Annotated in this window: 27 protein-coding genes; 14 read left to right on the top strand and 13 right to left on the bottom strand. The window is 35.2% G+C overall.

Translation table 11 applies throughout. The features are described from left to right. Window positions 1–111 precede the first annotated feature (111 nt). The 5 genes from NDQ75_RS03115 (at window position 112) to NDQ75_RS03100 (ending at window position 3,567) form a co-directional block, all read left to right on the top strand. Window positions 112–1,617: a PIN domain-containing protein gene (locus NDQ75_RS03115; RefSeq protein WP_202027917.1), complete on the top strand. Its 1,506-nt coding sequence runs from the start codon at window positions 112–114 to the stop codon at window positions 1,615–1,617. Then, window positions 1,580–2,023: a hypothetical protein gene (locus NDQ75_RS03110; RefSeq protein WP_202027916.1), complete on the top strand. Its 444-nt coding sequence runs from the start codon at window positions 1,580–1,582 to the stop codon at window positions 2,021–2,023. The genes NDQ75_RS03115 and NDQ75_RS03110 overlap by 38 nt, the downstream gene beginning before the upstream one ends. A 183-nt stretch (window positions 2,024–2,206) precedes the next feature. Further along, window positions 2,207–2,668, top strand: a complete 462-nt coding sequence (locus tag NDQ75_RS03105; protein ID WP_202027915.1) for a hypothetical protein — start codon at window positions 2,207–2,209, stop codon at window positions 2,666–2,668. Between the two features lie 42 nt (window positions 2,669–2,710). Beyond that, window positions 2,711–2,845 carry a hypothetical protein gene (locus NDQ75_RS15895; RefSeq protein WP_262895538.1) on the top strand — a complete coding sequence of 45 codons (135 nt, stop codon included), beginning with the start codon at window positions 2,711–2,713 and terminating at the stop codon, window positions 2,843–2,845. 53 nt (window positions 2,846–2,898) lie between these two features. Continuing rightward, a complete protein-coding gene (locus NDQ75_RS03100) occupies window positions 2,899–3,567 on the top strand; it encodes a hypothetical protein (RefSeq protein ID WP_202027914.1) in 669 nt (222 codons plus the stop codon). Window positions 3,568–3,726: 159 nt separating this feature from the next. On the opposite strand, the gene NDQ75_RS03095 is transcribed toward NDQ75_RS03100, so the two are convergent. The 3 genes from NDQ75_RS03095 to NDQ75_RS03085 form a co-directional block, all read right to left on the bottom strand. Next, window positions 3,727–4,632 (bottom strand): geranylgeranylglycerol-phosphate geranylgeranyltransferase, encoded by a 906-nt coding sequence (locus NDQ75_RS03095; protein ID WP_202027913.1) that lies wholly within the window; start codon window positions 4,630–4,632, stop codon window positions 3,727–3,729. Window positions 4,633–4,646: 14 nt separating this feature from the next. Further along, window positions 4,647–5,585, bottom strand: coding sequence for a mevalonate kinase family protein (locus tag NDQ75_RS03090; protein WP_202027912.1), 939 nt, complete (start codon window positions 5,583–5,585; stop codon window positions 4,647–4,649). A 522-nt stretch (window positions 5,586–6,107) separates the two neighbouring features. After that, window positions 6,108–7,199: a diphosphomevalonate/mevalonate 3,5-bisphosphate decarboxylase family protein gene (locus NDQ75_RS03085; RefSeq protein ID WP_202027911.1), complete on the bottom strand. Its 1,092-nt coding sequence runs from the start codon at window positions 7,197–7,199 to the stop codon at window positions 6,108–6,110. Window positions 7,200–7,612: 413 nt separating this feature from the next. Here NDQ75_RS03085 and NDQ75_RS03080 point away from each other — a divergent pair, with 413 nt between their 5' ends. Continuing rightward, a complete protein-coding gene (locus tag NDQ75_RS03080; protein WP_202027910.1) occupies window positions 7,613–8,089 on the top strand; it encodes a TspO/MBR family protein in 477 nt (158 codons plus the stop codon). 250 nt (window positions 8,090–8,339) lie between these two features. Here the strand turns inward: NDQ75_RS03080 and NDQ75_RS03075 are convergent, their stop codons facing one another. After that, a complete protein-coding gene (locus tag NDQ75_RS03075) occupies window positions 8,340–8,975 on the bottom strand; it encodes a 4'-phosphopantetheinyl transferase superfamily protein (protein WP_202027909.1) in 636 nt (211 codons plus the stop codon). Window positions 8,976–9,080: 105 nt separating this feature from the next. On the opposite strand from NDQ75_RS03075, the gene ahcY reads away from it, so the two are divergent. Then, window positions 9,081–10,397 carry an adenosylhomocysteinase gene (gene ahcY / locus NDQ75_RS03070; RefSeq protein WP_202027908.1) on the top strand — a complete coding sequence of 439 codons (1,317 nt, stop codon included), beginning with the start codon at window positions 9,081–9,083 and terminating at the stop codon, window positions 10,395–10,397. A 284-nt stretch (window positions 10,398–10,681) separates the two neighbouring features. Further along, window positions 10,682–11,155: a very short patch repair endonuclease gene (locus NDQ75_RS03065; protein ID WP_202027907.1), complete on the top strand. Its 474-nt coding sequence runs from the start codon at window positions 10,682–10,684 to the stop codon at window positions 11,153–11,155. A 200-nt stretch (window positions 11,156–11,355) separates the two neighbouring features. Here NDQ75_RS03065 and NDQ75_RS03060 read toward each other — a convergent pair whose 3' ends face one another. The 5 genes from NDQ75_RS03060 to mutY form a co-directional block, all read right to left on the bottom strand. Then, window positions 11,356–12,210, bottom strand: coding sequence for a hypothetical protein (locus NDQ75_RS03060; RefSeq protein ID WP_202027906.1), 855 nt, complete (start codon window positions 12,208–12,210; stop codon window positions 11,356–11,358). A 172-nt stretch (window positions 12,211–12,382) separates the two neighbouring features. Then, window positions 12,383–12,940 carry a gliding motility lipoprotein GldD gene (gldD, locus tag NDQ75_RS03055; protein ID WP_202027905.1) on the bottom strand — a complete coding sequence of 186 codons (558 nt, stop codon included), beginning with the start codon at window positions 12,938–12,940 and terminating at the stop codon, window positions 12,383–12,385. Continuing rightward, window positions 12,918–14,255 (bottom strand): gliding motility-associated protein GldE, encoded by a 1,338-nt coding sequence (locus NDQ75_RS03050; protein WP_202027904.1) that lies wholly within the window; start codon window positions 14,253–14,255, stop codon window positions 12,918–12,920. The genes gldD and NDQ75_RS03050 overlap by 23 nt, the downstream gene beginning before the upstream one ends. A gap of 25 nt (window positions 14,256–14,280) precedes the next feature. Next, window positions 14,281–14,757 (bottom strand): single-stranded DNA-binding protein, encoded by a 477-nt coding sequence (locus NDQ75_RS03045; protein ID WP_202027903.1) that lies wholly within the window; start codon window positions 14,755–14,757, stop codon window positions 14,281–14,283. A 434-nt stretch (window positions 14,758–15,191) separates the two neighbouring features. After that, a complete protein-coding gene (mutY, locus tag NDQ75_RS03040) occupies window positions 15,192–16,241 on the bottom strand; it encodes an A/G-specific adenine glycosylase (protein WP_202027902.1) in 1,050 nt (349 codons plus the stop codon). 115 nt (window positions 16,242–16,356) lie between these two features. Between mutY and NDQ75_RS03035 the strand changes: the two genes are divergently transcribed. The 6 genes from NDQ75_RS03035 to NDQ75_RS03010 all read left to right on the top strand — a co-directional run bounded on the left by NDQ75_RS03035 (window position 16,357) and on the right by NDQ75_RS03010 (window position 22,476). Continuing rightward, complete coding sequence (locus NDQ75_RS03035) at window positions 16,357–16,653, top strand: HU family DNA-binding protein (RefSeq protein ID WP_317191286.1); 297 nt, start codon at window positions 16,357–16,359, stop codon at window positions 16,651–16,653. 390 nt (window positions 16,654–17,043) lie between these two features. Further along, on the top strand, window positions 17,044–18,591 hold the full coding sequence (locus NDQ75_RS03030; protein ID WP_202027901.1) for an Rne/Rng family ribonuclease: 1,548 nt from the start codon (window positions 17,044–17,046) through the stop codon (window positions 18,589–18,591). A gap of 123 nt (window positions 18,592–18,714) precedes the next feature. Continuing rightward, window positions 18,715–19,872 (top strand): beta-ketoacyl synthase N-terminal-like domain-containing protein, encoded by a 1,158-nt coding sequence (locus tag NDQ75_RS03025; protein WP_202028673.1) that lies wholly within the window; start codon window positions 18,715–18,717, stop codon window positions 19,870–19,872. A gap of 167 nt (window positions 19,873–20,039) precedes the next feature. Further along, the gene (bioB, locus tag NDQ75_RS03020; protein ID WP_202027900.1) at window positions 20,040–21,140 is read left to right on the top strand and encodes a biotin synthase BioB; all 1,101 of its coding nucleotides are present in this window, start codon (window positions 20,040–20,042) and stop codon (window positions 21,138–21,140) included. 110 nt (window positions 21,141–21,250) lie between these two features. Beyond that, window positions 21,251–22,120, top strand: coding sequence for a cupin-like domain-containing protein (locus NDQ75_RS03015; RefSeq protein WP_202027899.1), 870 nt, complete (start codon window positions 21,251–21,253; stop codon window positions 22,118–22,120). Between the two features lie 74 nt (window positions 22,121–22,194). Beyond that, window positions 22,195–22,476, top strand: coding sequence for a YciI-like protein (locus NDQ75_RS03010; RefSeq protein WP_202027898.1), 282 nt, complete (start codon window positions 22,195–22,197; stop codon window positions 22,474–22,476). On the opposite strand, the gene NDQ75_RS15990 is transcribed toward NDQ75_RS03010, so the two are convergent. The 4 genes from NDQ75_RS15990 to NDQ75_RS02995 all read right to left on the bottom strand — a co-directional run bounded on the left by NDQ75_RS15990 (window position 22,470) and on the right by NDQ75_RS02995 (window position 25,209). Continuing rightward, window positions 22,470–22,859: a ribosomal maturation YjgA family protein gene (locus tag NDQ75_RS15990; protein ID WP_202027897.1), complete on the bottom strand. Its 390-nt coding sequence runs from the start codon at window positions 22,857–22,859 to the stop codon at window positions 22,470–22,472. The genes NDQ75_RS03010 and NDQ75_RS15990 overlap by 7 nt on opposite strands. A 61-nt stretch (window positions 22,860–22,920) precedes the next feature. Further along, entirely contained in the window at window positions 22,921–24,261 is a 1,341-nt protein-coding gene (creD, locus tag NDQ75_RS03005) for a cell envelope integrity protein CreD (RefSeq protein WP_202027896.1), read from the bottom strand. A 50-nt stretch (window positions 24,262–24,311) separates the two neighbouring features. Continuing rightward, window positions 24,312–24,599 carry a winged helix-turn-helix domain-containing protein gene (locus tag NDQ75_RS03000; protein WP_202027895.1) on the bottom strand — a complete coding sequence of 96 codons (288 nt, stop codon included), beginning with the start codon at window positions 24,597–24,599 and terminating at the stop codon, window positions 24,312–24,314. A 7-nt stretch (window positions 24,600–24,606) separates the two neighbouring features. After that, window positions 24,607–25,209 (bottom strand): hypothetical protein, encoded by a 603-nt coding sequence (locus NDQ75_RS02995; protein WP_202027894.1) that lies wholly within the window; start codon window positions 25,207–25,209, stop codon window positions 24,607–24,609. Window positions 25,210–25,276: the final 67 nt, after the last annotated feature.

Here is a 25,276-nt window from a genome sequence, read left to right as displayed (position 1 = left end):
TCTTTATATGTCATAGAAAACTGACAATTTGTTAGATTTGGAAGGAGGAAGTGTAACTGTATTTTGCGGTTATGCTGAAGTTGGCGGTAATTTAAAAAACACTGTAAATAATTGAGAATTCTAATTGACACAAACATCTTAATTGAACTGGAAGACAATCGGGTTATAACGGATAATTTCGCTAAGTTTTACAGAATTGCAAACACCAACAATTGTGAAATACTTTATCATCCTAAAGCTATACCTGTTGATGTGAGTAGAGATAAGGATGCTAAGAGAAAAGAAATAATTATTTCAAAACTCAACAAATATCAACCTTTACAGGATTATGCAAAACCAACTGCTGAATTTAATTACCAATTAAAGAACCGGAAAATAAATGACGAAATTGACAATAAACAGCTTTATCAATTAAAAAAAAGTTTTGTTGATTATTTCGTTACACAAGATAAGGGAATTCACAAAAATGCTATAAAATTAAATTTAAGTAAGCAAGTCTTAACAATTGAACAAGCATTAAAACTTCTCGAAGAACAATTTACTTTCAAAATTCCTTCTCATCCAATTCTCAGAGAACATAGTATTCGGGAAATAGAAACAAAATTTAATAGTGCATTTTTTGATAGTTTAAGAGAAGATTATGGAGAAGAAGAATTCAATTCTTGGTTACAAAAATGTGCTACTAAAAACAGAAAATGTTATTCATTAATTGTTGAAGACAATTTACAAGCAATATTAATTTATAACATTGAAAAAGTAGAAGACCACCAATTACCAAAAATATTTGACAAAGCACTCAAGATTTGTACTTTAAAAGTAGATGACACTGCATTCGGAATAAAGTTAGGAGAACTTTTTCTAAACAAAATGTTTGAATTATGTATTAATACTAAGATTAAGTATCTATACCTAACAGTTTACGAAAAACAAATACATTTAATTAAGCTACTTGAAAAGTTCGGTTTTTATAGAAGTGAATTTAAGAATAGTCAAGGCTTGACTGAGATTAGAATGATAAAATGTTTAGATAAAACCAAGATCAGTATCAAAAAAAATACTATTTCAGCTCATCCGTTTTATTTAAATAGTTCAGAAGTTAAGAAGTATGTAATTCCAATTCGCCCAGATTTTTATGGTTCGTTATTTAAAGACGGCAAACTAAGACCGCCGACTCTATTTGATAAAGCACCTGATAGTATAAATGAAATTCAAGGAAATACAATAATTAAAGCTTATATATCCAATTCAAAAAATAGAAAACCTAATAAAGGAGATTTGTTGTTTTTCTACTCGTCTAAAACCAATCAAGTAATTGAGCCATTTGGTGTTTTGGAAAGTATTGAAATTATTAAGGATTTCGACAAGCTATGGAATACAGTTAGAAAAAAAACAGTATTCACAGAATTGGAATTGCGAAGTTGGTTAGAAGAGAAAAAAGAATTACACGTAATTACTTTTAGACTTATTACATATTTGAAAAAAAATATTAGCTTACAAAAAATTAAAACAATTGATAGCTTTAAAAATAAGCTACAAACTATAACAGAGTTAAAAGAAACTGATTACACCAAATTATATAATGAAGGATACTTTGACAAGCGTTATATTATCAATTAAGCCAATTTATGCGCACGCGATTATGTCAGGCACTAAAAAGGTTGAGTTTAGAAAAAAGATTTTTAAAAGACCAGTTGACAAAATCTTTGTCTACTCTTCATCACCAGAAAAGAAAATAATTGGTTTTTTTACGATAAAAGAAATAATAGAGAATAGCCCAGAAAAACTTTGGAGCGAATTTAATACAGTTGGCGGAATTGAAAAAGAAGACTTTTTTAATTATTATCGAGGTTCCGAAACTGGATTTTCAATTAAAGTTTCCAAAGTTGAAAAATTTGAAGATGGAATTGACCCAGCCGACTTTTTTGAGAATTTTTACGCACCTCAATCATATATTTATTTAGAAGAAAAAACCGCAATGTATATGGAAGGAAAATCTGCTGGAAACAAGATAAGTTGCTCATAGTAAATTATTTAACAAATCTAAGTTAATGCACATTTGCAAGTCCGCCAAATTTTTAGATTTGGCTTATTGATGACTATAATAAGAAAAATTTAAAAACTTAGCTTGTGTTAAACCGAATAGTAAGAGTCTATTTTCTGCCTTACTATTCTTACACGTTGCCGCTAAATATAGTTGACAAGATTAATGAACTGTAAAATAATAGCAAGTCAAGTATCACACTCTGTTTCATTAGGTAACGAACTAATTAAGGTCATGGTACCATTGGACCAAAACATAGAAAAAGAATTAATAATTGAGATAACTAAAAAGCTCGATAATAAAAGAGTCTTAATAGCAACTGAAGAATATTCAAGCGAAACCTTAAAGGAGTTAAGTACAATAAATTTCACAGAACTATTTGAAAAGAAAATTGAGATTAATAGTCATATCAAACAAAACGTATTTGACATTATCATTGTTGATAGAGTTCCTTACGGAAAATACGATGATTTTACTGCGCTTGAGGAGAGAAAAAAAGCAAGTACTTTAACTAATAGAATAAATTACATATACAAGTTATACGAGCTTCCGATTGTGTCAATAAGTAAAACTGATGTAAACTCAGAATTGAGAATAAATCATTTCAAAAAAAAATGTATACTTTAATACTTAACTGACGGTTATACCAACTGTTGTCTGCTATTAAAAATGACTAAAGAAGAAAAATTAAAAAAAATATCAGAAGTCGTAGTTCTTTTAAGAGAAAATGAAAATAAAGTCATTCATAATAACAATGATTTAGGGCATATTTATGGTGTTTTTGCTAGAAATTCCCCACGCTAGCACGAGCGTCACGCGCATGATGATTGAAAGTTAGATTAAATAAAACAAAGCCTATGGGACTTTTTCTATCGATGTCTGGAGTTATTGGAAAAACAAAAGAGGACGTTGAAAAATGCTTAAAAGAGTTTGCTAAAAAAAATGGAGGTGATCTATTAAAAGAGAATCTCGATAACGAGAATCCAAACTTTTGTGTTATAAACGAGAACAAAGGAAACGTCACCATCTTATATCCAAGTGGATTCGAGAAGTCCGAAGATGTATCGAAGTACTTATCTGAAAAACTTGATTGTCCTGTTTTCTTTTTTCACATCCATGATGGAGATTTATGGTTGTACTTTTTTTACAGCTCAGGAGAATTAGTTGACCAGTTTAATCCTATTCCCGATTATTGGGATGATAATTTATCAGAAACAGAAATTGACGAACAAAAAGGGAATCCTCAATTAGTTGCAGAATTAGTCCCTAATATAAAAAAGGAGAATATTGCGAATTATTATGTTCGTTGGGATTTGGAAGCAGAACCCATTAAAGCTTATCCTCAAGACGAATTCACAAACGAGGATTGGCAAGTGTTGGATTTTATGGATAAAATTGGGCTAAAATACCCAATTTCAGATAGCGGGACCGCTGTAGGAACCATTTATAAATTTTGGACCACTGAGCCAACTGAAAATGATAATAAGCGTTCCATTTCAAAAAAATGGTGGGAATTTTGGAATTAAAAAGCTTCTGTCCCCGCCACCACAAGCCTCACGCTCGTGACGAGTCTAAATAAAAAATAAGAAAAACAGCCTCAAAACCCTTAAAACAAACTATCTTACCTGACCACTGACCACTTAGGTCTTCCAGCCTCTAGCATCTAGCCTCCAGCGTCCACAGACTTACAAAATCCGGTTTAGCACCAAGTCAACATCAATCAAAAGGATACTAAAGACACCCGTTACAATTATCAATTTTAAAATGTTATGAAGTAGTAGATAGTGCATTTTTCGGTTGGACTTCCAAAGAAAAAATACGAATACCAGTAAAAGCAACATGCAGGCGTAGAAGAATAGATACATGTAGCCAACTTCGAAAGTGGTTACCAATAAAAAGGCGGGGATAAAAGTAAGTGCGATAAGTATGGTAATTAATATTTTAGAAGTGTTTTCGCCATACATCACAGGGATGGTTTGGTAATCTTGCGCAAGGTCGCCTTTTACATTCTCCAAATCCTTCACCATTTCCCGAACCAGAATGATTAAGAACAGGAATACAGCATGCACAAATATCACCGATTGAAAGTTTTTGTAATAAAGAAAAACCGCAAAGAAAGGCGTTATTGCCAGCGTTGCCGATACAAAATTGCCGAGAAATGGCAGTTTTTTCATTTTATGGGAATAAAACCAAATACCGAAAATGTAAAGGGAAAAGAAAACAACAGCTCTGAAAGAAACGTAACTGGCAAAAATTACGGAGATGAAATTAAGCACAAAATAGGCCGAAAGTTTAAACCGCTGACTTACCAGTCGGTCTAACATTGTTTTGGTGGGACGGTTAATTAAATCTTTTTCCGCATCGTAAAAGCTATTAATAAGATAACCGGATGCTATCGCAATGGCCGAAGCAGCAACAATGGCAAATAAATTACCATCAAACAAAATGGAAGTAACGGGAATTTCCGGCGCTAGAATATAAATGGCCGTTAAGTATTGGGCCAGCGCAATGACTAACAAGTTGTAACCGCGAACAACTGAAAAGAGACTCAGCAACTTTAAGAGTAAGTGCTTTTGCTTTCGCGTTAACATGATGTGAGGGGATTTTAGAAGTTATAAACTACTTCCAATTTATATCCATCCAATGCTTTCCTTGCTTTTTCAATATCTTGTGTAAACCCTAAAATATAGCCTCCACCACCAGACCCACAAAGCTTTAGGTAATAGTCGTTGGTGTCGATACCTTGCTTCCATAATTTATGAAATTGGGCAGGAATCATAGGTTTAAAATTGGTAAGTACCGTATTGGAAAGCTGTTTTATATTTTTGAAAAGTGATTTTACGTCTCCTTTTAAGAAATCGTCCACACAGGCATCAGTATGTTTTATAAATTGATCTTTCAACATATTTCGAAAGCCTTCCTGCTTCATGTTTTCCATAAAGATTTGAACCATCGGAGCGGTTTCACCAACCGTGCCGCTATCCAATAAGAAAACAGCGCCTTTGCCGTTTACGGCTTGCGATGGAATGCCAGCGGGTTCAATATTATCTTTTGAATTGATTAGGATGGGTAAGCTTAAATAACTGTTTAATGGGTCGAGACCAGAGGATTTTCCGTGGAAAAACGACTCCATTGCACCAAAAATAGCTTTTAGCTTTAATAGCTTATCGCGTGTAAGGTTTTCTAAAACCGTAATCTTATCATTGGCATATTTATCGTAAATGGCAGCTACCAAAGCACCGCTACTTCCAACGCCGTATCCTTGCGGAATGCTACTATCGAAATACATTCCGTTTTCAACATCTTCAGTAAGTTTTTCAATATCAAAAGACACTAGACTATCCGGTTCTTGCTGAAGTTCATCAAGATAAAGCGCAAACTTTTTTAAACTTTCATTGGAATTTTTTGCTTCCGAAGAAGGGTCGTCAGCCACTTTAAGCGCCCCGTTATAAAAATTATAAGGTATAGACAAGCCTTTGGAATCTTTTATGATGCCATACTCTCCGAAGAGTAAAATTTTTGAGTAGAATAAAGGTCCCTTCATCGGTTTATAAATATTACTTCTAAATTTGAATCGAACTCCGTAATTTAATTTCGAAAACAGGAGTTTCAGTTGATAATTAAGTTTACATCACATGTTCCTTTCTTTGCGCTATCAAGTATTATAAATATAAACAATTTCTATGGCGTACGCAAAGCTCTTCTCTTTGATGATATTCTTTTTCAAGAAATTATCAATTTTTAATCAATCCCGTCCTAAAATATTATATGTTCATTTTTTTCATTGATAAAAAAACGAACCAAAAAAATCTAGGCTTGCTATAAAAATATAAGAAAATGCTACGGAAACCCCAGCCACTGATAAAAATAACTCGCCCTTCCTATGGTCGGTCTCAAACAGATTTTTATCATTTATCCACACTGCTTCCTTGATTTTCAATATTTTTCTAGACAGGCCAAAAACAACCTCAGGCAGTTAAAAATTCGTCTAAACAACTATACATCATGCCTAAATGATGATTTTTCAAAAACATTTTGGACGCTATCAATTTTTAATTATCCATTATCAACTATCAACCAAATAAGCTCCAAATCCAATTTCGTCGCAAATATACCTTCCTTCTTTGCAAAATGCAACCAATTCGTTTTTAATAAATTGAAGCACTTCTTCTTTTTCTGCTTTTGGATAGAGTAGGTGAACATTGGCTCCTGCATCCAGTGTAAAGCAAAGATTATGTCCTGTTTCTTTTCTAAAAGCCCAAATCTTTTCGATGATGGCCAACGTATTAGGTTTCATCAAAAGAAAATACGGCTGGGAAGTCATCATCATTGCGTGCAGGGTAAGGGCTTCGCTCTCCACAACGGAAATAAAGGCTTCCAGATTACCCGAAATAAATATTTCTTTCAGCTTATCGATGTTTTCATGGGCTTGTGAAAATCTTCTTTCAGCAAAAGGATGGCCGTTCATGAGTCCGTGACCAACAGTGCTGCTCACTTTTTTCTCGCCAACATCAACCAGCAAAATGGTATCTTGATATTCTTGAAAACTCTCGTGTATTTCGCCTGTATATTTAGTGCCAATTAAATTAGAACTGTTGGCTATTGCTTTGTGTTCGCCCCAACTTACAAGAGGGCCTTCGATACTTCTACAAGCGCTACCCGAACCTAATCTTGCCAAAAAAGAAGCTTTTTCGTTAAAATGTTCTTCAGAAATGGATGGATTCATCGCTTTTTCCATGCTCATAAGACACAGTGCCAAGGCGCTCATTCCGCTTGCAGAAGAAGCAATCCCGCTGCTGTGCGGGAAAGAATTGTGTGTTTTAATGGTAAAATGGAAATCCTTTAAAAATGGCAAATATGCTTCCACACGCTTGAAAAACGTTTCAATTTTAGGAGCGAAATCAGGTTTTAAATCTCCATCTAAAAAAACCTCAAAGCTATAATTTCCTTCTGATTTTTTTTCTTTTTTGCTGAATTCCAACGTTGTTTTGGTAAAGCAATTGCTTAGTGTAAAACTAATGGAAGGATTGGCAGGAATCTGATTTTCCTTTTTTCCCCAATATTTCACCAAGGCAATATTGCTCGGCGATTGCCAAGTATAGTTTCCCGATTCCAATTGGTGTGTGTCCGGATTTGGTTTGAATTTCGCTTCGTTCATTGAGTGTTTAAACTTTAGGCAAATATAAATTAATCTCACTAGTTATTTGTTCTAGAGATATTTTTCCAGAAAGAATCACTTTTGTACAATTTGAAGTTGTTTTAAAAGCTTTTCCGTTGATTAAGGTTATTTTGGCCTGTCTATAGAAATATTGAAAATCAAGGAAGCAGTGGGGGCCTAAAAGATAAAAAGCTGTTTGAGCGTAGCGAGTTCTTTTTATCTGTGGAGGAGGGTTCCGTAGCATTTTCTTATATTTTTATAGCAAGCCTAGATTTTTTTGGTTCGTTTTTTTATCGATGGAAAAAATGAACATATACTATTGTGCGAGACAATTGCTTACCTGTTTAGGTTTGTAAAGCATGATTGTCTAAATTGAAATAAAAATTCTTATTTTAGTGAATAAAGCTTATTTCATGGAATTAAAGAAAGGGACACGCATTATTCTGTCGGTTGCTGTTTGCCTTTTGGTTGGGTTTCTCTCTGGGTATGCAACTGAAACTTCGGTAGATAGCTGGTACAGCACCTTACAGAAGCCGGTTTTTAATCCGCCCAATTGGATTTTTGCTCCTGTATGGACCGTTCTTTATGTTTTAATGGGAATATCAGCCGGAATAGTTTGGGCAAGGGGGTTTTATCATATTTGGGTGCAAACAGCTTTGTATCACTTTGCTTTTCAATTGGTTTTTAATGCCATGTGGAGCATTGTATTTTTTGGTTTTCAAAAACCTTTTTGGGCATTGCTAATCATTATTACGCTGTTCATTCTTATTCTTCTTACCATAAAGTGGTTTAAAGTAGTGAGTAAAATAGCAGCCTACTTGTTAATTCCTTATTTGTTGTGGGTAGCTTTTGCTATGATATTGAATTTTAGTATTTGGCAGTTGAATTAGATATCTAGTTTATGCAGTATTCTTTCATTTTTGTCTTGACACAAAAACGAAACAAAAAAGTCAAGACTGATTTAAAATGTATAAGAAAATGCTACGGAACCCTCCTCCACAGATAAAAAGAACTCGCTACGCTCAAACAGCTTTTTATCTTTTTAGGCCACCACTGCTTCCTTGATTTTCAATACTTTTTAAATAGGTCGGATTTACAATTTATTTTATAGTATTGAACTGCAGTTGTCTTTCATAACGTCTAAACCAGGTTATCAGACCCCATCGCATATGCGCAGGTAAAACCTTCAAACTCCAAAAATTCTATTTTGTATTTTTCAATTTTTCCGTGGTAAAAAATCCAACCAGTACCTTTCATTTCTTCTATTTCAAAAGGTATAACTTTCGTGTGTTGTTTAAAGCTCATTCCTTCCGTAGCAAACACTTTGTACAAGCTTTCTTTAATGCACCACACCACTGTAAGTCGGCGTACGTCGGCATCGGTTAAGAAGTTATATTCGTAATTGATGAATTTATGGGCAATCACACTTATTTTATCACGTTGCTTTTCAATATCTATACCTATTTTGGTTTTACTGCTGATAATGATTCCGGAGAAAATAAAAGAATGTGTAATGGAAATATAGTTGCCGTCTTTTAAATGTGGTTTTCCGGAGCCGTCGTAATACAAATCGGATGTTTTATAGCCAGCTGCCTTTAAAAGTTGACGAACACTTAAAAACCCCCTTTGGTGGATTTCCGATTTCATATGGCTAAGTCGTTCCCTGCAATTGTCGGTAAGCTCAATTCCAGAACGCATTTCGTCATAAGTTTCTTCAATCTTCCAAATCAGTACTTTAGTATCTTCAGAAGGCGTTATAGTTTTGTAAAGAGGCATGAATAATACAAGTTAATTATGTAACTTTGCAACGATTTTTCAGCAAAAAATTGCTATTTTAAAGAAGTTGCTATTGATTAACGAATGTAAAAATAAAAAGATAATATGAGTACGAAAACAATTCCTTACGTAGCCTATAAAGTAAAAGATATTTCTTTGGCAGAATGGGGGAGAAAAGAAATAGAATTGGCCGAAGCAGAAATGCCCGGACTAATGTCTTTAAGAGAAGAATATAAAAACGAACAGCCTCTTAAAGGTGCCCGAATTGCGGGATGTTTGCACATGACCGTACAAACGGCAGTTTTAATTGAAACTTTAATTTCTTTAGGAGCTGAGGTTACTTGGAGTTCTTGTAACATCTACTCGACGCAAGACGAAGCTGCTGCTGCAATCGCTGCTGCCGGTATTTCGGTATATGCATGGAAAGGGATGACAGAAGAGGAATTTGACTGGTGTATTGAGCAAACACTTTTCTTTGGTGAGGAAAGAAAGCCGTTGAACATGATTTTGGACGATGGTGGTGACCTTACCAATATGGTATTGGATAAATACCCAGAATTGGCTGCCGGTGTTAAAGGATTATCGGAAGAAACCACTACGGGTGTTCACCGTTTGTACGAGCGTATGAAAAACGGAACGCTTCCTATGCCAGCCATCAACGTAAACGATTCGGTAACGAAATCTAAATTCGACAATAAATACGGTTGTCGCGAAAGTGCTGTAGATGCCATTCGTCGTGCCACTGACGTTATGTTGGCAGGAAAACGCGTAGTAGTTTGTGGTTATGGAGATGTTGGTAAAGGTACTGCTGCTTCTTTTAGAGGTGCCGGTTCTATTGTTACGGTTACTGAAATTGACCCAATTTGTGCCTTGCAGGCTGCAATGGATGGGTACGAGGTTAAAAAACTGGAAACCGTGGTAGAAAAAGCAGACATTGTAATTACTACCACTGGAAACAAGGACATTGTAACCAGCAAGCATTTCGAGAAAATGAAAGACAAGACCATTGTTTGTAACATTGGGCACTTTGATAACGAAATAGATGTAGCTTGGTTAAATAAAAATTACGGAAACACGAAAGTTAACATCAAACCACAGGTAGATAAATACACTATCGATGGTAAGGATGTTATTTTGTTGGCACAAGGTAGGTTGGTAAATTTAGGTTGCGCAACGGGTCACCCAAGTTTTGTAATGAGTAATTCGTTTACTAATCAAACATTGGCGCAAATCGAACTTTGGAACCACACCGATAAATATCAAAATGAGGTGTATATGCTTCCAAAGCATTTAGATGAAAAAGTGGCTAAGCTTCATTTGGAAAAAATCGGAGTAGAGCTTACTGAGCTTAACGAAGAACAAGCAAAATACATTGGTGTTGAGGTTGAAGGACCATTCAAGCCAGAATACTACAGATATTAATATATCAACAATGTCAGCCTGAGCTTGTCGAAGGCCAACTGAAGATAATTCTAAATATACTTTGACAGGCTCAGCATGACATTTTATTTCTTTCTCAAATTTTTTTTAATTTGTTTCCTATTTTTTCTTGGGCAATTGCTGCGCACCAGGCTTTCCGCTATTAGTTTTGGCAAGCCATAAACGGAAGCTTGCCAAAAGCTAGCCGCTACAATCCTTATTGCAAAAAAACACTGCACAATAGCTGTTTGAATATCTTCTCATAATTTCATAGTTTGTAACTAGTTATGGCATACAATGAGGAAAGAATAAAAGTCCCGAGATTCAACGAAGAAAGCGGTTTTTACACTACAAAAAAGCGCTCAAGAATCATGTCTCGCATAAAAGGCAAAAACTCAAAGCCAGAAATGATTTTTAGGAAGGCATTGTGGGCCAAAGGCGTTCGGTATAGAGTAAACAATAAAAATCTTCCCGGCAAGCCAGATATTACCATTAAAAAATATAAGTTGGCCATTTTTATTGACGGAGAATTTTGGCATGGCTATAATTGGGACGAAAGGAAAGAAACCATAAAGAGTAACCGCGGTTTTTGGATTCCGAAAATTGAAAGGAATATACAGCGCGACAAAGAGGTAAACCAGCAATTAGCCCAAATGGGCTTCACAGTATTAAGATTTTGGCAAAGAGAAGTGAAAACCGACCTTAAAAAATGTATTAACGACGTGATGGTCTATTTACAAACAGGCTCGTTGGATTGGTGAATTCCTTAAAATTTATCGCAAAATATAAAAAGGTGGAGAGTAGAGCGGGGGCTACGACATATAGCTATAGCTTTCCAAAAGTTAAAAACTGCTGTAAAAACAACGAGAGTAATCTTTTTCTTTACTCGAACATTATTCAAAAAGAAGAATTGTAAACAGAAAAAAAGGCTTTGGGAAACCCCAAAGCCTTTTCTATTCGCTTACCTTTTATATTTCGGTCCAAAAGGACAACGTTTCAGCATATATTTTAATCCGGAGTGATAAGCATCAATTCCAATTCCAAATGGATGTCTGGATTCAGCGTAGATGTTATTCCCTTGATTATTGAAGATTTTTAAATCCAGTTTCACATCGTAAGTTGTTAATGAACTGGAACTAGTACTTGTAAAAACAGACCCTTTTGTTTCTTTTCTACTTCGGTCATCTTTGTCCTTCTCCTTGTATGTGGTTCCTGCGCTACCATAATTGGTAGTTCCTTTGTTTAGTACTTCTGCATTTCCGTATAAAACGTACTCTACACCAAGCATTTTCGCTAATTCAGCAGGTAGCATAGTTGCAACATTGTTTCTGTCGATGTTATTTCTAGCCAATAGCGCATTGGTGGTCATCGCATCCTGCACTTTTACGCCATGCACGGCTTCGTCCCTTAGAATATTGGCACAGTCGTTTTGCACTTGTACACTAAACATATCAGGTTGAATGGTATTGTCATTGGAAACAATAACAAACGGCAATATGGCTACTTTGTTTTTACTGTCTCCGGCAGCAGGGTTTACGGTTGTGATACCTGAATTTGTTGCGGCAGGAGCATTAAATTTCTCAATACGTCCACTTGAAAATTTAATTTGTTGAATATCACTTTTGGCAATATCGTACTCTAAATCTTCTCCTTGATGAACAAAAGAAATGGCATCAGAAGCAATGTGTGTTACTTTTCCTTCTTTAATGTCACCATTGGTCATAATCACCATGTCCACTTTTTCCTGTGCCCATGAAGACACGGCAGAAAATACCAGCAAAACGGTGAAAAACGCTTTTAAAAATGAATTTTTCATGATAGTATTTAATTTGTGGTGTAAAGGTACCCCGTTTTTGTTAAAAAACTCATAAACAGTGTTTTAAAAAAATGATAAAATATCAATCTGAGTGGAGTTAAATCCTAAAAATAAGTTGGATTTAGGCATGTGAAAACCTTCAAGTATATCTTTGAAAAAGCAAGTATAGTCGCTATTTCCACCGAAGACTCTCCATAATTTTACGGATGTCTTCCTCTAAATATTTAGCTGCTGGAAGTACCGAGTCGTAATTAGGCTTGCTATTGAAATACAAAGAACCTGTCAAAAAATGGTGGATACTATCGGTAACATAGAATTGAGAGGCCGAAGCGGCATTCCCTGTAACTTGATAGAACATTCCATAAACGCTATCTTCTGGATTTACAAAGGGTTGCTCTTGAATGTTGTCGGCTTTTGCCACATGTTCGTAAGTGAGTTTTTGCGCATCCCTAAGTAAAATATCTAAATCGTTAGCAACGGGTTTATAGGTGATGAATACACTTGCATTCATTTCAGGATATTGAAGTGTCATGGAGCAATCTTTTTGAATTGCAACTTCTGCTTTTATATTCTTTTGGAAGGTATAAGGACACTTATCTGAAATAGCGTTATACCTTGCTTCAGGAAATTCCAATCGTAACATTCCTTTCGGTTTAGGAATGGGGTCATTTCCGCAGGAATAAAATAAAATTGCAGAAATTAGTATGCTAAACAATATCTTTTTCTTCAACGAGCGTCACTTTAATTTGTTTAATCCTCTTCTTATCCATTGCTTCCACCACAAATTTAATATTGTTAAATAAAATTTCCTCTCCTTTTTTGGGGAAGCTTCCGGCGATTTCCAATACAAACCCTGCTATGGTTTCAGATTCTCCTTTGTTTTCTTCAAACAGGGATTCATCTTTTATATCGATAACCCTGTAGAAATCTTTTAAGGCTGTTTTGCCTTCAAATACGTAATTCTGTTCATCTAGTTTAGAATAAACAAGGTCTTCATCATCAAATTCATCACTAATATCACCAACGATTTCTTCAATGATGTCTTCCAAAGTAATCAAACCAGAAGTTCCTCCGTATTCATCTACTACAATAGCCAAATGGTTTTTCATTTCCTGAAATTCCTTCAATAGGTCGTCTAATTTTTTATTTTCAGGAACAAAATAAGGGTCACGTTTTAAAGAAACCCAATTGAATTCCGTTTTATCGATATACGGAAGTAAATCTTTTACGTACAAAACGCCGGTAACATTGTCCATATTATCCTTAAAAACCGGAATTCTGGAATAACCGTTCTTTATAATTTCCTTTACTACAGCCGCAAATGGCATCTCTTCATTTAATGCAAACACATCAATTCTTGGTTGCATCACCTGTCGGGTATCGGTATTTCCGAAGGATACAATTCCTTGTAAAATCTTCTGTTCTTCAATGGTAGTGTCTTCTTCCGAAGTTAATTCCAACGCATGTGAAAGCTGATCGATAGAAATATTTGCACGTTGCTTGCCCAATTTCTCCTGAAGAAAAATGGTAATGGAACGCATCGGCATGCTTAGTGGGTAGAAAACCTTGTCCAATACATTTAGCGGATATGCCATGAAATAAGCGAACTTCAGTTTATTCCTACTCGCATAAACTTTTGGTAAAATTTCTCCGAACAATAGAATTAAAAACGTTGCTACAACTACTTCTACAATAAACCTTACCTCTATAATGCCAAAAATTCTGCCTTCCAATGCTCCAAAAAACAAAGATCCCAGCGAGCTAAAAAGTAATACGATTGCAATATTTATAAAGTTATTGGCTACCAAAATGGTGGCTAACAGCTTTTTAGGTCTGTCCAGCAATTTTACTACAATATCTCCAACCGTTGTTTTGGAATCTTGAATACCATTTACATCGGTTTGGGAAAGGGAAAAGAAAGCTACTTCTGCTCCAGAAATAAGGGCAGAACAGCCAAGTAAAGCAACTAGCACTATTATCTTAATAATAGAAGCCGTATCTATAAATAATAAAATTGAAATTAAACTCGAGGGCTCCGGGTCCAATGGTTGTTGTTTTAGTTAAACTTGGTTAAAATGGCAAGTCGTCCTCCTCTTCTTCGTAGGAAGGTTTGGATTCTTGCGCTTGTGGTTTATTTTGAGTTTGTGTGTTCTGGCTCCTATCGTTTTGTGATGGTGCTTGATTGTATTGAGATCCACCTTGAGCGTCTCCTTTATTGGTTAAAAAGGTGAAATCAGTTACCTGTACTTCTGTGGTGTAACGCATATTTCCATCTTCTCCCTGCCATTGTCTCGTTTTTAAACGACCTTCAACATACACTTTATCTCCTTTGCTTAAATATTTTTCGCAAACTTCGGCCGCTTTATTTCGTACTACAATATTATGCCACTCGGTGTTAGATACACGCTCGCCTGTTTGGCGATTGGTGTATGTTTCATTGGTAGCTAAAGGAAAACGCCCAATGCAATTGCCTCCTTCAAAATAATTCATTTTCACATCGTCACCAAGGTGTCCAATAAGCATTACTTTGTTCAACGTTCCACTCATAATATTTTAGTCTTAATTTTTTGCGTTAGTCTATAAATGTATTAAAAAATTACCAACTTTTTTAGCGTAAGGATTGGTTATTTAAGCAATCGTTCCCTAAACACTATATGTTCATTTTTTTCATTGATAAAAAAACGAACCAAAAAAATCTAGGCTTGCCACAAAAATATAAGAAAATACTACGGAACCCTCAGCCACTGATAAAAATAACTCGTCCTTCCTACGGTCGGTCTCAAACAGATTTTTATCATTCACCCATGCTGCTTCCTTGATTTTCAATATTTTTCTGGACAGGCCCAAACAGAACTAATCTATACAGAAGTTATCGTAGCTATCCTTTGTGCCTTGCAAACGTCAGAAACTTTTTTTCATTTCATTATCAGTTCTAATATTTAGTAATGAACGGTTGAGGTTTGTCTGGATGAATTTCATTGCTAAAAACCAAAATCTTCCACGAAATTGGCAATTAAAACTGGCACGGGATAATTGCTTACCTTTTTATTTTCAATACCCTTTTCTAATTTATCCTGCAAAGTTACAATCCAAAATTGAGTATAGATGTGTTGATGCGATAATTTATGCACTTTTGGCTCTTCATTATACAAATACACTTCAAAAGGATGGTTTTTAAGCTGTTTTTGAAAGGAGGGATGCTGCTTCAGCGTGTCAATATTAATTTCTTCGGAAGTTTCTATTAAAGGAAATTCGTATAAATTTTGCCAAATATCCTTTTTAGTGCGCTGCTGAAGAATGGTTTTTTCATCATCTGAAATAATGATGTAATTAAAATACCGCTTTTTAATTTTTCCCTTTTTCAATTTAACGGGTAATTGTGAAACCTTTTTTTCAGCAAAAGCAACACAACTGATTTGAAGCGGACAAACACTGCAATCTGGCGATTGTGGCTTGCATTGCCGTGCGCCGAACTCCATTAATCCTTGATTGTAAGTTCCGCATTCTTCCAAGTCCATTAATTCTTCCGCTAGGGATTTAAAATATTTAATTCCTTCCGAAGTATTTATAGGAATATCAACACCAAAATAACGCGCCAAAACCCTGTAAACATTTCCGTCAACCACGGGAGTTGGTTGATTAAAACAAATGGAAGCAATGGCGCTGGCAGTATAATCGCCCACACCTTTTAGCTTTAATAGTTCTTTATATGTATCTGGAAATTCACCTTTAAGCTCAAGTGCCACTTTTTTCGCCGTGGCATGTAAATTACGCGCTCGGGAATAGTATCCAAGTCCCTGCCAAAGCTTTAAAACCTCTTCTTCGGAAGCATCCGCCAAATCAAAAACTGTGGGATAGGCTTCTGTAAAACGCTCATAATAAGGCAGTCCCTGTGCTACTCTTGTTTGTTGAAGCATAATTTCGGAAAGCCAAATATTATATGGATTTTTGGTGTTTCTCCATGGTAAATCACGCTTATGTTTCTTGTACCAAGCCTTGATTTCCCCTTTAAATTCTGCATGTTCCCCCATGGCATTCAAAAATAATAGCTTTATTTAGTTAAATTTTAATTATTTACACTTTATTTATTGCGTAATTAATTTATATATTTGCATCCCCTAAATTTATAACACTGTAAACAAATATATAAAAATGACTAAAGCAGATATTGTAGCTAAGATTTCAGAGAAACTTGGCATGGAAAAGGGAGATGTGCAGGCAACTGTTGAATCTTTTATGGAAGAGGTGAAAAATTCACTAGAAAGCGGTGATAATGTTTACTTAAGAGGTTTTGGTAGTTTCATTATTAAAACAAGAGCTGAGAAAACTGGAAGAAACATTTCCAAAAACACAACAATTAAAATTCCAGCACACAACATTCCAGCTTTTAAACCCGCCAAAGTATTTGTAGAGGGTGTTAAAACTAGCGTAGAGGTAAAATAATTATTAATATAAAACATTGAGTCAATGCCAAGTGGTAAAAAAAGAAAAAGACATAAGGTAGCTACGCATAAGCGTAAGAAAAGAAGAAGAGCTAACCGTCACAAGAAAAAGTAGTTAGATTAACTACTTTTTCTTTTTTAGATTATTGTATAGTTATATACAGAACGTTCATTGAAAAAGAAATTTATCCAAGTTTTATACTTGCGATTTAATTTCGTTGGGTTATAAGAGCTTATTTTGTTTTCCATCTATGTTGGAAAATAGAATTAGTTCAAAAAAAACCTGTAGTAAAAATTTATTTCACCGTAACTGGTGAAACAAATTTATTGTTTAATCCATCGGTTTTATTATTTTTTTTGAAGTAATAAGGCAGATAAAAATTCATTCAGAGTGAATAAAGAATTAATTGTAAGATCTAGTTCCTCTGACGTTGATTTTGCCATATTAAAGGATGGAAAACTTATTGAATTACACAAAGAAGAAGAAAGTAGCAATTTCTCTGTGGGTGATATCATGCTCGCCAAGGTACGAAAACCAGTAACTGGTTTAAACGCAGCCTTTGTAAATGTAGGATATGAAAAAGATGCATTTTTGCATTACCACGATTTAGGGCCGCAATTAAGCTCTTTGTTGAAATTCATTAAACGTGTAAGCACAGGTAAATTAAAAGATTTCTCTTTAAAAGACTTCCCATTTGAAAAAGATATAGACAAAAATGGTACTATAAACAACGTTTTAAAAGCCAACCAGTCTATATTAGTACAAATTGTAAAAGAGCCAATTTCAACCAAAGGGCCTAGAATAAGTTCCGAGCTTTCCATAGCCGGAAGATATTTGGTCTTGGTTCCATTTTCTGACCGTGTTTCTGTTTCTCAAAAAATAGAAAGTAAGGAAGAAAAAGACCGATTGAAAAGGCTAGTACTAAGCATCAAACCTAAAGGTTTTGGTGTAATTGTACGTACAGTGGCAGAAGGCAAAAAAGTCGCCGAACTAGACAAAGATTTAAACAACCTGTTAAAGAAATGGACAGGTTTGTGCAAAAAAATTTATAAAGCGAATTATCCTTCCAAAGTTTTAAGTGAAATGAATCGTGCCGCCTCTATTTTAAGAGATGTGTTCAACGATGATTTTACTGGAATTTATGTAGATGATGAAACGCTTTATTATCAAATTAAAGATTACTTGCACGAAATTGCGCCAGAGAAAGAATCTATTGTAAAATTGTATGGCTCGAATGTTCCTATTTTCGAAAAATATGGGATTGAGAGACAAATAAAAACTTCTTTTGGAAGAACAGTATCCTCTAGTAAAGGAGCCTATTTGGTTATAGAGCACACAGAAGCGTTACATGTTATAGACGTTAATAGTGGAAATCGTTCTAATAAAGCCAAATCACAAGAAGACACCGCTTTAGAAGTAAATTTGATTGCAGCTAGCGAAGTTGCTAGACAGTTAAGATTACGGGATATGGGTGGTATTATTGTAGTAGATTTCATCGATATGTCCAATGCAGACAATCGTAGAAAACTGTTCGACCATTTACGTGAAGAAATGCGAGACGATAGGGCCAAACATAAAATCCTTCCTCCAAGTAAGTTTGGTCTCATACAAATTACAAGGCAACGCGTAAGGCCAGAGATGAACATTAAAACCCGAGAGGAAAACCCGAACGGGAATGGAGGCGAAGTAGAAGCCCCCATTGTTTTAATCAATAAAATAACACTGGATCTGGAGCGCATTATTAAAAGCAAGAATGGCAATAACGGAATTGTATTAAATGCACACCCGTTTATTGCAGCATATTTAACAAAAGGATTTCCATCCGTACGTTCTAAATGGTTTTTAGAACATAAAAAATGGGTCAAGATTTTACCAAGAGATGCTTACACATACCTAGAATACCGTTTTAAAGATAAAAGCGGAAAAGTTTTGAAATAATTTATAGAAAGCCGTCTTATTAAATATAATAAGATGGCTTTTTTTATGCTGTTTTTCCTTCCATTCTTTAAAATCTCCATAGAAATAGTAGCTTTGCAAACGAATTATGTAGATGACCTAACAATGGATAAAAAAATAGCCATAACAGCACTTTCTTCAATTTCAGCACTTGGGAGCACTCCTGATGAAATTTGGCAAAACTATTTAAAGCCTTGTCATTTTTTAGTTGAAAAAGACTTCCAAAGCCATAAAGCATTGGTGGCTGCTATCGCTACTTCCGATTTAGAAAAAATTTCAGAAATAAAAAATTCTGATATAAAGTATAAAAATCTGGACAACACCGTTTTATATGCGATGTTATGCGCCCGAAAAGCTGTAAAGCAAGCCGCCTGGCGAGAGGGAGACGATTTTGGGATCAACATTGGTTCCTCTAGAGGTGCTACCGCCCTTTTTGAAAAATATCACCAAGAATATTTAGAAAATCAGCAGTCTAGTACATTAGCTTCCCCAACAACTACTTTGGGGAACATTTCTTCTTGGCTAGCACACGATTTACAAACGCAAGGCCCAGAACTTTCCCATTCCATTACCTGTTCTACTGCATTGCACGCGCTGACAAATGGGGTAGCTTGGTTGCAAAGCGGAATGAGCAACAAATTTTTGGTAGGAGGAAGCGAAGCGAGTTTAACACCTTTTACCATTGCGCAGATTAAGGCATTGAAAATTTATGCTGAAAATGCTTCGGAAGAGTATCCCTGCAAAGCTTTGGATTTATCTAAATCCAGAAATAGCATGGTGCTTGGCGAAGGAGCCGGTGTAATTTGCATGGAAACAAATCCGTCTAAAAAAGTACTGGCGTATGTAGAAGGAATAGGATATGCTACGGAAATTTTAAAACACAATATTTCTATTTCTGAAGATGCCGAGTGTTTTCAAAAGTCAATGAAAATGGCATTAAAAAACACTAATCCAGAAGATGTAGATGTAATTGTTATGCATGCTCCGGGAACTAAAAAAGGAGACAGTACAGAGATAAAAGCCATTGACAAAGTTTTCGGAACAGAAAAACCGGCTTTAACAACCAATAAATGGAAAATTGGGCACACCTTCGGAGCTTCAGGAATTTTAAGCTTGGAATTGGCAATTTTAATGATGCAGCACCAAAAGTTTATTGAAGTTCCTTTTGTGCAACATGATAAAAAACCAAAAAAAATAAACAAAGTGTTAGTAAACGCCGTTGGTTTTGGCGGAAATGCCGTAAGCGTTTTGCTCTCAACTTAAAGCAACAAACCAATTATTTTAGAGAAGTAGTAAGCTTAACCAATTGTAATTGTTATTTTTGAATTTATAAACTAGACTAACTAAGAAATTTAGTTTTTCGAATTTTACCTCTCGAAAAACCGTTTTAAACAAGAATATTGGGCGACCATCCCACAAATTTTGGCTGTATGAGTGAAATAAGACACAACTGGACGAAAGAAGAGATTTTAGAGATTTACAATAAGCCTTTAATGGAATTGTTGTACGAAGCAGCAACGGTACACAGAAAACATCACGATCCAAATACGGTTCAAGTTTCTACATTGCTATCCATTAAAACGGGTGGATGCCCAGAAGACTGTGGTTATTGTCCACAAGCAGCACGGTACCATACCGATATTGAAGGAAACGATTTAATGACCGTTCCTCACGTAAAGGCACAAGCATTACGCGCAAAAGCGGCGGGAAGTTCTAGAGTGTGTATGGGTGCAGCTTGGAGAAATGTAAAAGATGGACCAGAGTTCGACCAAGTTTTGGAGATGGTACGCACCATCAATAAACTGGATATGGAGGTTTGTTGTACGCTTGGAATGCTTACTGAAAACCAAGCACAACGTTTGGCAGAAGCCGGATTGTATGCCTACAACCATAATTTAGATACTTCAGAAGAATATTATAAAGAAGTGATTTCTACTCGCGGTTTTGAAGACCGCTTACAAACAATAGACAACGTTAGAAAAACGAATGTTACGGTTTGCAGCGGTGGAATTATCGGGATGGGAGAGAAAATAGAAGACCGTGCAGGTATGTTAGTGGCACTGTCTACTTTGAGTCCGCAACCGGAATCTGTTCCAATCAATGCTTTGGTTGCCGTAGATGGAACCCCTATGGAAGATGAAAAACCTGTAGAAATCTGGGAAATGATTCGAATGGTTGCTACTACAAGAATTGTAATGCCACAGACACAAGTAAGACTTTCCGCTGGCCGAACCCAAATGAGTAGAGAAGGGCAGGCGATGTGCTTCTTCGCTGGAGCTAACTCTATTTTTGCAGGAGATAAATTGCTTACCACGCCCAATCCGGATGTAAATGAGGACATGGAGATGTTCAAAATGCTGGGGTTAAATCCACAAAAACCGTTTGTAAAGAAAGCGAAACCTACATCGGTAGAGGCTACAGAATCTCAGTACAGCTCTTTGGGAGAAAAGCCTAAATGGTCAAGGCCCGGACATACTATTGAAAAAAATGAATTGGCCAAGGAGCAAGCAAAAAATGCAAAAACAGTTTAATCTTTGTCCGAAGGGTTTTCGTGTTCTTGATTTAGGAGTTAAAACCGGGACGATTAATTACATCTAAACTATTTTGTAACTTTGCAAGGTTTATTTTGAATGTACGTTAAATGAAATTAAACGAGATACCTCGCGTTAAAAATATAGCTAAAGCGGACTTTATAAACAACTACGTTAAGCCTCAAAAACCTGTTGTTGTAGAAGGAATTACGGAAGATTGGCCAGCCTTTAAAAAGTGGCATCTCGATTACATAAAAGAGGTGGCGGGTGATAAAATTGTGCCTCTCTACGATGATAGACCGGTTACGCATAAAGATGGTTTTAACGAGCCGCATGCTGAAATGGAAATGCGCGAATATGTGGAATTGCTGAAAAGCAAGCCAACGAACTATCGCATATTTCTCTATAACATAATGAAAGAGGTTCCTGTGCTTCAAAAGGACTTTAAATGGCCAGATATTGGATTGAAATTGGTGAAACAGTTGCCTATGCTGTTTTTTGGAGGTGAAAACAGCAAGGTGTTTATGCATTTCGATATTGATTACAGTAATATTTTACACTTTCATTTCCACGGGAAAAAACAATGTATACTGTTTCCGCCTAACCAAACAAAATACCTCTACAAAGTGCCCCATTCGCTCATTTCAAGGGAAGATATCGATTTTGATAATCCTGATTACGATAAGTGGCCAGCCTTGAGAAAAGCTGAAGGTTTTATCGCACATTTAAAGCATGGAGATATGTTGTATATGCCAGAAGGCTATTGGCATTATATGAAATACGAGACTGCAGGATTTTCTATGAGTTTGCGTTCCCTTCCGAAGAAACCGGCGCATTTTTTTAAAGCGGCGTACAACGTTTTTGTAATGCGAAATTTTGATAACTTAATGCGCAAGTGGAAAGGGCAAGCTTGGATTGATAAGAAAAATGAACGCGCCATAACCGAAACCCATGAAGCACTTGGGATTGAAAATGGCTAGTCAGCTTAAATGATAGTTTGGGTTTTTATAGCCAAAGGTTGAAGCCTTTTCGTTACATTTAATACATCTACACAATGAATTACTTTGCGTTAAAATATAAAGTAGCTGAAAACTATTTGGAAGAAAGAGCTAAATATAGAGCAGAACATCTACAGTTAGCAAAAGATTATCATGAAAAAGGAATATTGATTCTGGCCGGTGCTATGGAGAATCCGGCAGATGAAGCTTTATTGATTTTTAAATGTGATAGCGAAGCTGAAGTAAAATATTTTGTTGAGAATGATCCCTATGTTGAGAACAAGCTGGTTTTGGATTGGGAAATTCGAAAATGGAATGTGGTAATAGGGAATCAGTAGATTCTGCTACGTTTTTTCAGCATTGTCGGGGAGCTTTTGTCAAAAAATAAAATCAGTAGAAACCCTAAGAAATAAGCGATTAGATCTTTAAAATCGAAAGTTGTTCCCATTATTATTTTAACGTACGGATTTTCAATTTGAAAGTGTTTTTGAATTTCAAGAAGCTGAAGAACTTCAGTAAAAATCGCTATGATCAGTATATAAAAAGATAAATTACTTCCTTTGATTCTGATAAAGGATTTTACAAAAAAATACAATAATGGGATTACCAAAAAATCACCCAAAAATCCTCTTATGAATTGATTTTTTGAAAATAAAGCTATACCGACTTCGATACAGAGGAAGAAAATAAAAAGTATAAAATGTTTTGGTTTAAAATGCATCGTTTTTTGAATAAAAAAAGGTTTCTGATACCATATAACGGTATCAGAAACCAATAAAAGTTTACGCGTTCCAATCTATTTTCTTGGAAAAATACATAACAGCAGATAGAATGATGAACAATCCAACACTTCCGACTAGTAATGCGTAATCTTCCAATTGAATTATCACATAGATGAATGAGTAGATGCTAAATAGGGTGACCCCGATTAGCATGGAAAATTTGTTACTTCTAAAAATAGATTTAGAATAGATAGTTATTAGCGCCAAAACAGCAGCGGTTGAGATCATGTAGGCTTTTAAAAAGCTACTGTGTTCTGATATGGAAATTAAAAGGGTATAAAACATGATTAGACCTAAACCGACCATGATGTATTGAAAAGGATGAATGTAAATATTGCTTACAAGCTGAATTAGAAGAAAAACTAAAAGTGTAAGACCAATAACCAACATTCCGTATTTTGTAGTTCTCTCACTCTTTACATATTCGCTTACGGGAATAATAAGATCGGTTCCGAAGGAAAAAGGAGAAAGATCAGGCATGCGGCCATAGAAGACTTGTTCAAATTGTCTGTTAATTTGTAAAACTTTCCATGATGCTTCAAATCCGTCTTTGGTTATTTTTCTAGATCCATCTTCTGGTAAAAACATTCCCGTAAAACTAGGTGAAGCCCAATTTGAGCTCACTTTGGCAGTCGTCTTACTCCCAAGAGGAATGAATTTTAAGGATCTGCTTCCATTTATTTTGAGATCAAAATTGAAGTTTATTAGGTCGTTATCGATCAATTCACTTCCAAAAGGCTCACTTTCAATTGTTCTTAATCCATCGTTATTGTAAACTGGAGTCATGGACAATCTTTTTTCATTTACCACGATTTCTACGGTATTTCGAATCCCTTTTAAATTGGAGGTTTGAATCATGAACGTAGCTTTATCCCAAAGAATTTCTCCTTCAGGTAGGCTTTTATTAAGAATTTCCTGACTTGGGAACTGACCATCTGCTTTAATTTCCGTAGTAAACACTACCGACTTATAAATGCTTCGGTTTAATGGCTTTGTAGCTACTTCTCCGTTGATATTTAAGGTTTTTGGAAAAAAATAACTGTTTTCAATAGTTTCTTTTGATATTATTTCTTTTCTGCCTGTTTCTTCATTAAAGAGTTCCTTTTCGGTTACCTTTTTGTAAGGGATTTTTAAAATTGCTCCAGATAATATCACTTCTTCGCCCCATTTATTGTTAATTTCATTTATAACCTGTTCTTGTCGTAATTTTCGCTCCTGAATTAGATTGTCTACAAACGCCAAAGGAATTAACAATACAACAAACAATAGCCCGACAACAATCATTCTTGCTGTAATTGAACGCTTTATCCAAGCGTTGAATTTAGTTTCTTTTTTCTCCATATTACATTATTTAAAGTACTTTGAATTTCAAAGTAAATGATTAAAAAAATTTATTTGATTAATTTTTCGATGGCTTCGATATGTTTGGCAAATTCCATTTTGCCGAGTTTAGTAACTCCATATTTAGTATGTGGTTTTCTTCCAACGAAGGATTTTTCGATCCAGATGTATTCTGCTTTTTCCAATGCTTTTAGGTGACTGGCAAGATTTCCGTCGGTTACTTTCAACAAATCCTTTAAGCGGTTAAAATCGGCAAAATCATTAACAACCAACACAGACATAATTCCAAGTCTTACGCGATGGTCAAAAAGTTTATTTATGTTATCTATTATTCCCAAGGGCGATCTATCTTTCTTTAATCCACATTAAAGTTCCATAAATTATATGAAAAACTCCAAATCCAACAACCCAAAACCAAAAACCCAAACCAGGAAACATGGCGCAAAACAGTCCAGCAATAATTTCGGCATAACCTAAATATTTAATATTACCAATGGTGAATTTAGAAGCATTGACGAGGGATAAACCATAAAATATAAGCATTAAAGATGCGGTAAGTCCATATTGTTGACTGCTCAATTTTATCAATATATAAATTCCGCCAGTTACTAAGGGAATTAAAAAATTAATGAGTAATCTATAAGTAGTTACATCCCAAATTTTTTCATTATTCTTCTTGGCTTTTCTACTGGTAAGTAAGGATGCTGTAATAATACTTAGAACAGCCACCGCTAATAACAAGCCAATGATAGCTTTAAAATTCCAACTATGCAGATATAAGTTTTCTCCTGGTTCAGGAAAAATAAAAAAGTAGGCTATTAATGCGCCTGTAATGGCATAAATGCCAGCAAAAATTCCTGAAAGTCCACTCAAAGAAATGAATCTTGAAGAACGATTCATGATGTCTTTAATGTGGGATATGTCTTTTAAGTAATCCTTTTGTTTCATTTTAAAGTACTTTGAAAAACAAAGTAAGTTTAAAAAAATCATTTTTCAAAATAAAAAATGTCTTCTC

Origin of the sequence: Galbibacter mesophilus (assembly GCF_023721415.1) — a bacterium.
Lineage (GTDB): Bacteria > Bacteroidota > Bacteroidia > Flavobacteriales > Flavobacteriaceae > Galbibacter > Galbibacter mesophilus.
The sequence above is the reverse complement of the archived record's forward strand: the minus strand, read 5'-3'. Positions and strand labels throughout refer to the sequence as shown.

Excerpts from the sequence above, each read along its gene's own strand:
- NDQ75_RS03110 (WP_202027916.1), top strand. The coding sequence starts at position 1,580 with ATGAAGGATACTTTGACAAGCGTTATATTATCAATTAAGCCAATTTAT.
- NDQ75_RS03105 (WP_202027915.1), top strand. The coding sequence starts at position 2,207 with ATGAACTGTAAAATAATAGCAAGTCAAGTATCACACTCTGTTTCATTA.
- NDQ75_RS15895 (WP_262895538.1), top strand. The coding sequence starts at position 2,711 with ATGACTAAAGAAGAAAAATTAAAAAAAATATCAGAAGTCGTAGTTCTT.
- NDQ75_RS03100 (WP_202027914.1), top strand. The coding sequence starts at position 2,899 with ATGGGACTTTTTCTATCGATGTCTGGAGTTATTGGAAAAACAAAAGAG.
- NDQ75_RS03095 (WP_202027913.1), bottom strand. The coding sequence starts at position 4,632 with ATGTTAACGCGAAAGCAAAAGCACTTACTCTTAAAGTTGCTGAGTCTC.
- NDQ75_RS03090 (WP_202027912.1), bottom strand. The coding sequence starts at position 5,585 with ATGAAGGGACCTTTATTCTACTCAAAAATTTTACTCTTCGGAGAGTAT.
- NDQ75_RS03085 (WP_202027911.1), bottom strand. The coding sequence starts at position 7,199 with ATGAACGAAGCGAAATTCAAACCAAATCCGGACACACACCAATTGGAA.
- NDQ75_RS03080 (WP_202027910.1), top strand. The coding sequence starts at position 7,613 with ATGGAATTAAAGAAAGGGACACGCATTATTCTGTCGGTTGCTGTTTGC.
- NDQ75_RS03075 (WP_202027909.1), bottom strand. The coding sequence starts at position 8,975 with ATGCCTCTTTACAAAACTATAACGCCTTCTGAAGATACTAAAGTACTG.
- ahcY (WP_202027908.1), top strand. The coding sequence starts at position 9,081 with ATGAGTACGAAAACAATTCCTTACGTAGCCTATAAAGTAAAAGATATT.
- NDQ75_RS03065 (WP_202027907.1), top strand. The coding sequence starts at position 10,682 with ATGGCATACAATGAGGAAAGAATAAAAGTCCCGAGATTCAACGAAGAA.
- NDQ75_RS03060 (WP_202027906.1), bottom strand. The coding sequence starts at position 12,210 with ATGAAAAATTCATTTTTAAAAGCGTTTTTCACCGTTTTGCTGGTATTT.
- NDQ75_RS03045 (WP_202027903.1), bottom strand. The coding sequence starts at position 14,757 with ATGAGTGGAACGTTGAACAAAGTAATGCTTATTGGACACCTTGGTGAC.
- mutY (WP_202027902.1), bottom strand. The coding sequence starts at position 16,241 with ATGGGGGAACATGCAGAATTTAAAGGGGAAATCAAGGCTTGGTACAAG.
- NDQ75_RS03025 (WP_202028673.1), top strand. The coding sequence starts at position 18,715 with ATGGATAAAAAAATAGCCATAACAGCACTTTCTTCAATTTCAGCACTT.
- bioB (WP_202027900.1), top strand. The coding sequence starts at position 20,040 with ATGAGTGAAATAAGACACAACTGGACGAAAGAAGAGATTTTAGAGATT.
- NDQ75_RS03015 (WP_202027899.1), top strand. The coding sequence starts at position 21,251 with ATGAAATTAAACGAGATACCTCGCGTTAAAAATATAGCTAAAGCGGAC.
- NDQ75_RS03010 (WP_202027898.1), top strand. The coding sequence starts at position 22,195 with ATGAATTACTTTGCGTTAAAATATAAAGTAGCTGAAAACTATTTGGAA.
- NDQ75_RS15990 (WP_202027897.1), bottom strand. The coding sequence starts at position 22,859 with ATGCATTTTAAACCAAAACATTTTATACTTTTTATTTTCTTCCTCTGT.
- creD (WP_202027896.1), bottom strand. The coding sequence starts at position 24,261 with ATGGAGAAAAAAGAAACTAAATTCAACGCTTGGATAAAGCGTTCAATT.
- NDQ75_RS02995 (WP_202027894.1), bottom strand. The coding sequence starts at position 25,209 with ATGAAACAAAAGGATTACTTAAAAGACATATCCCACATTAAAGACATC.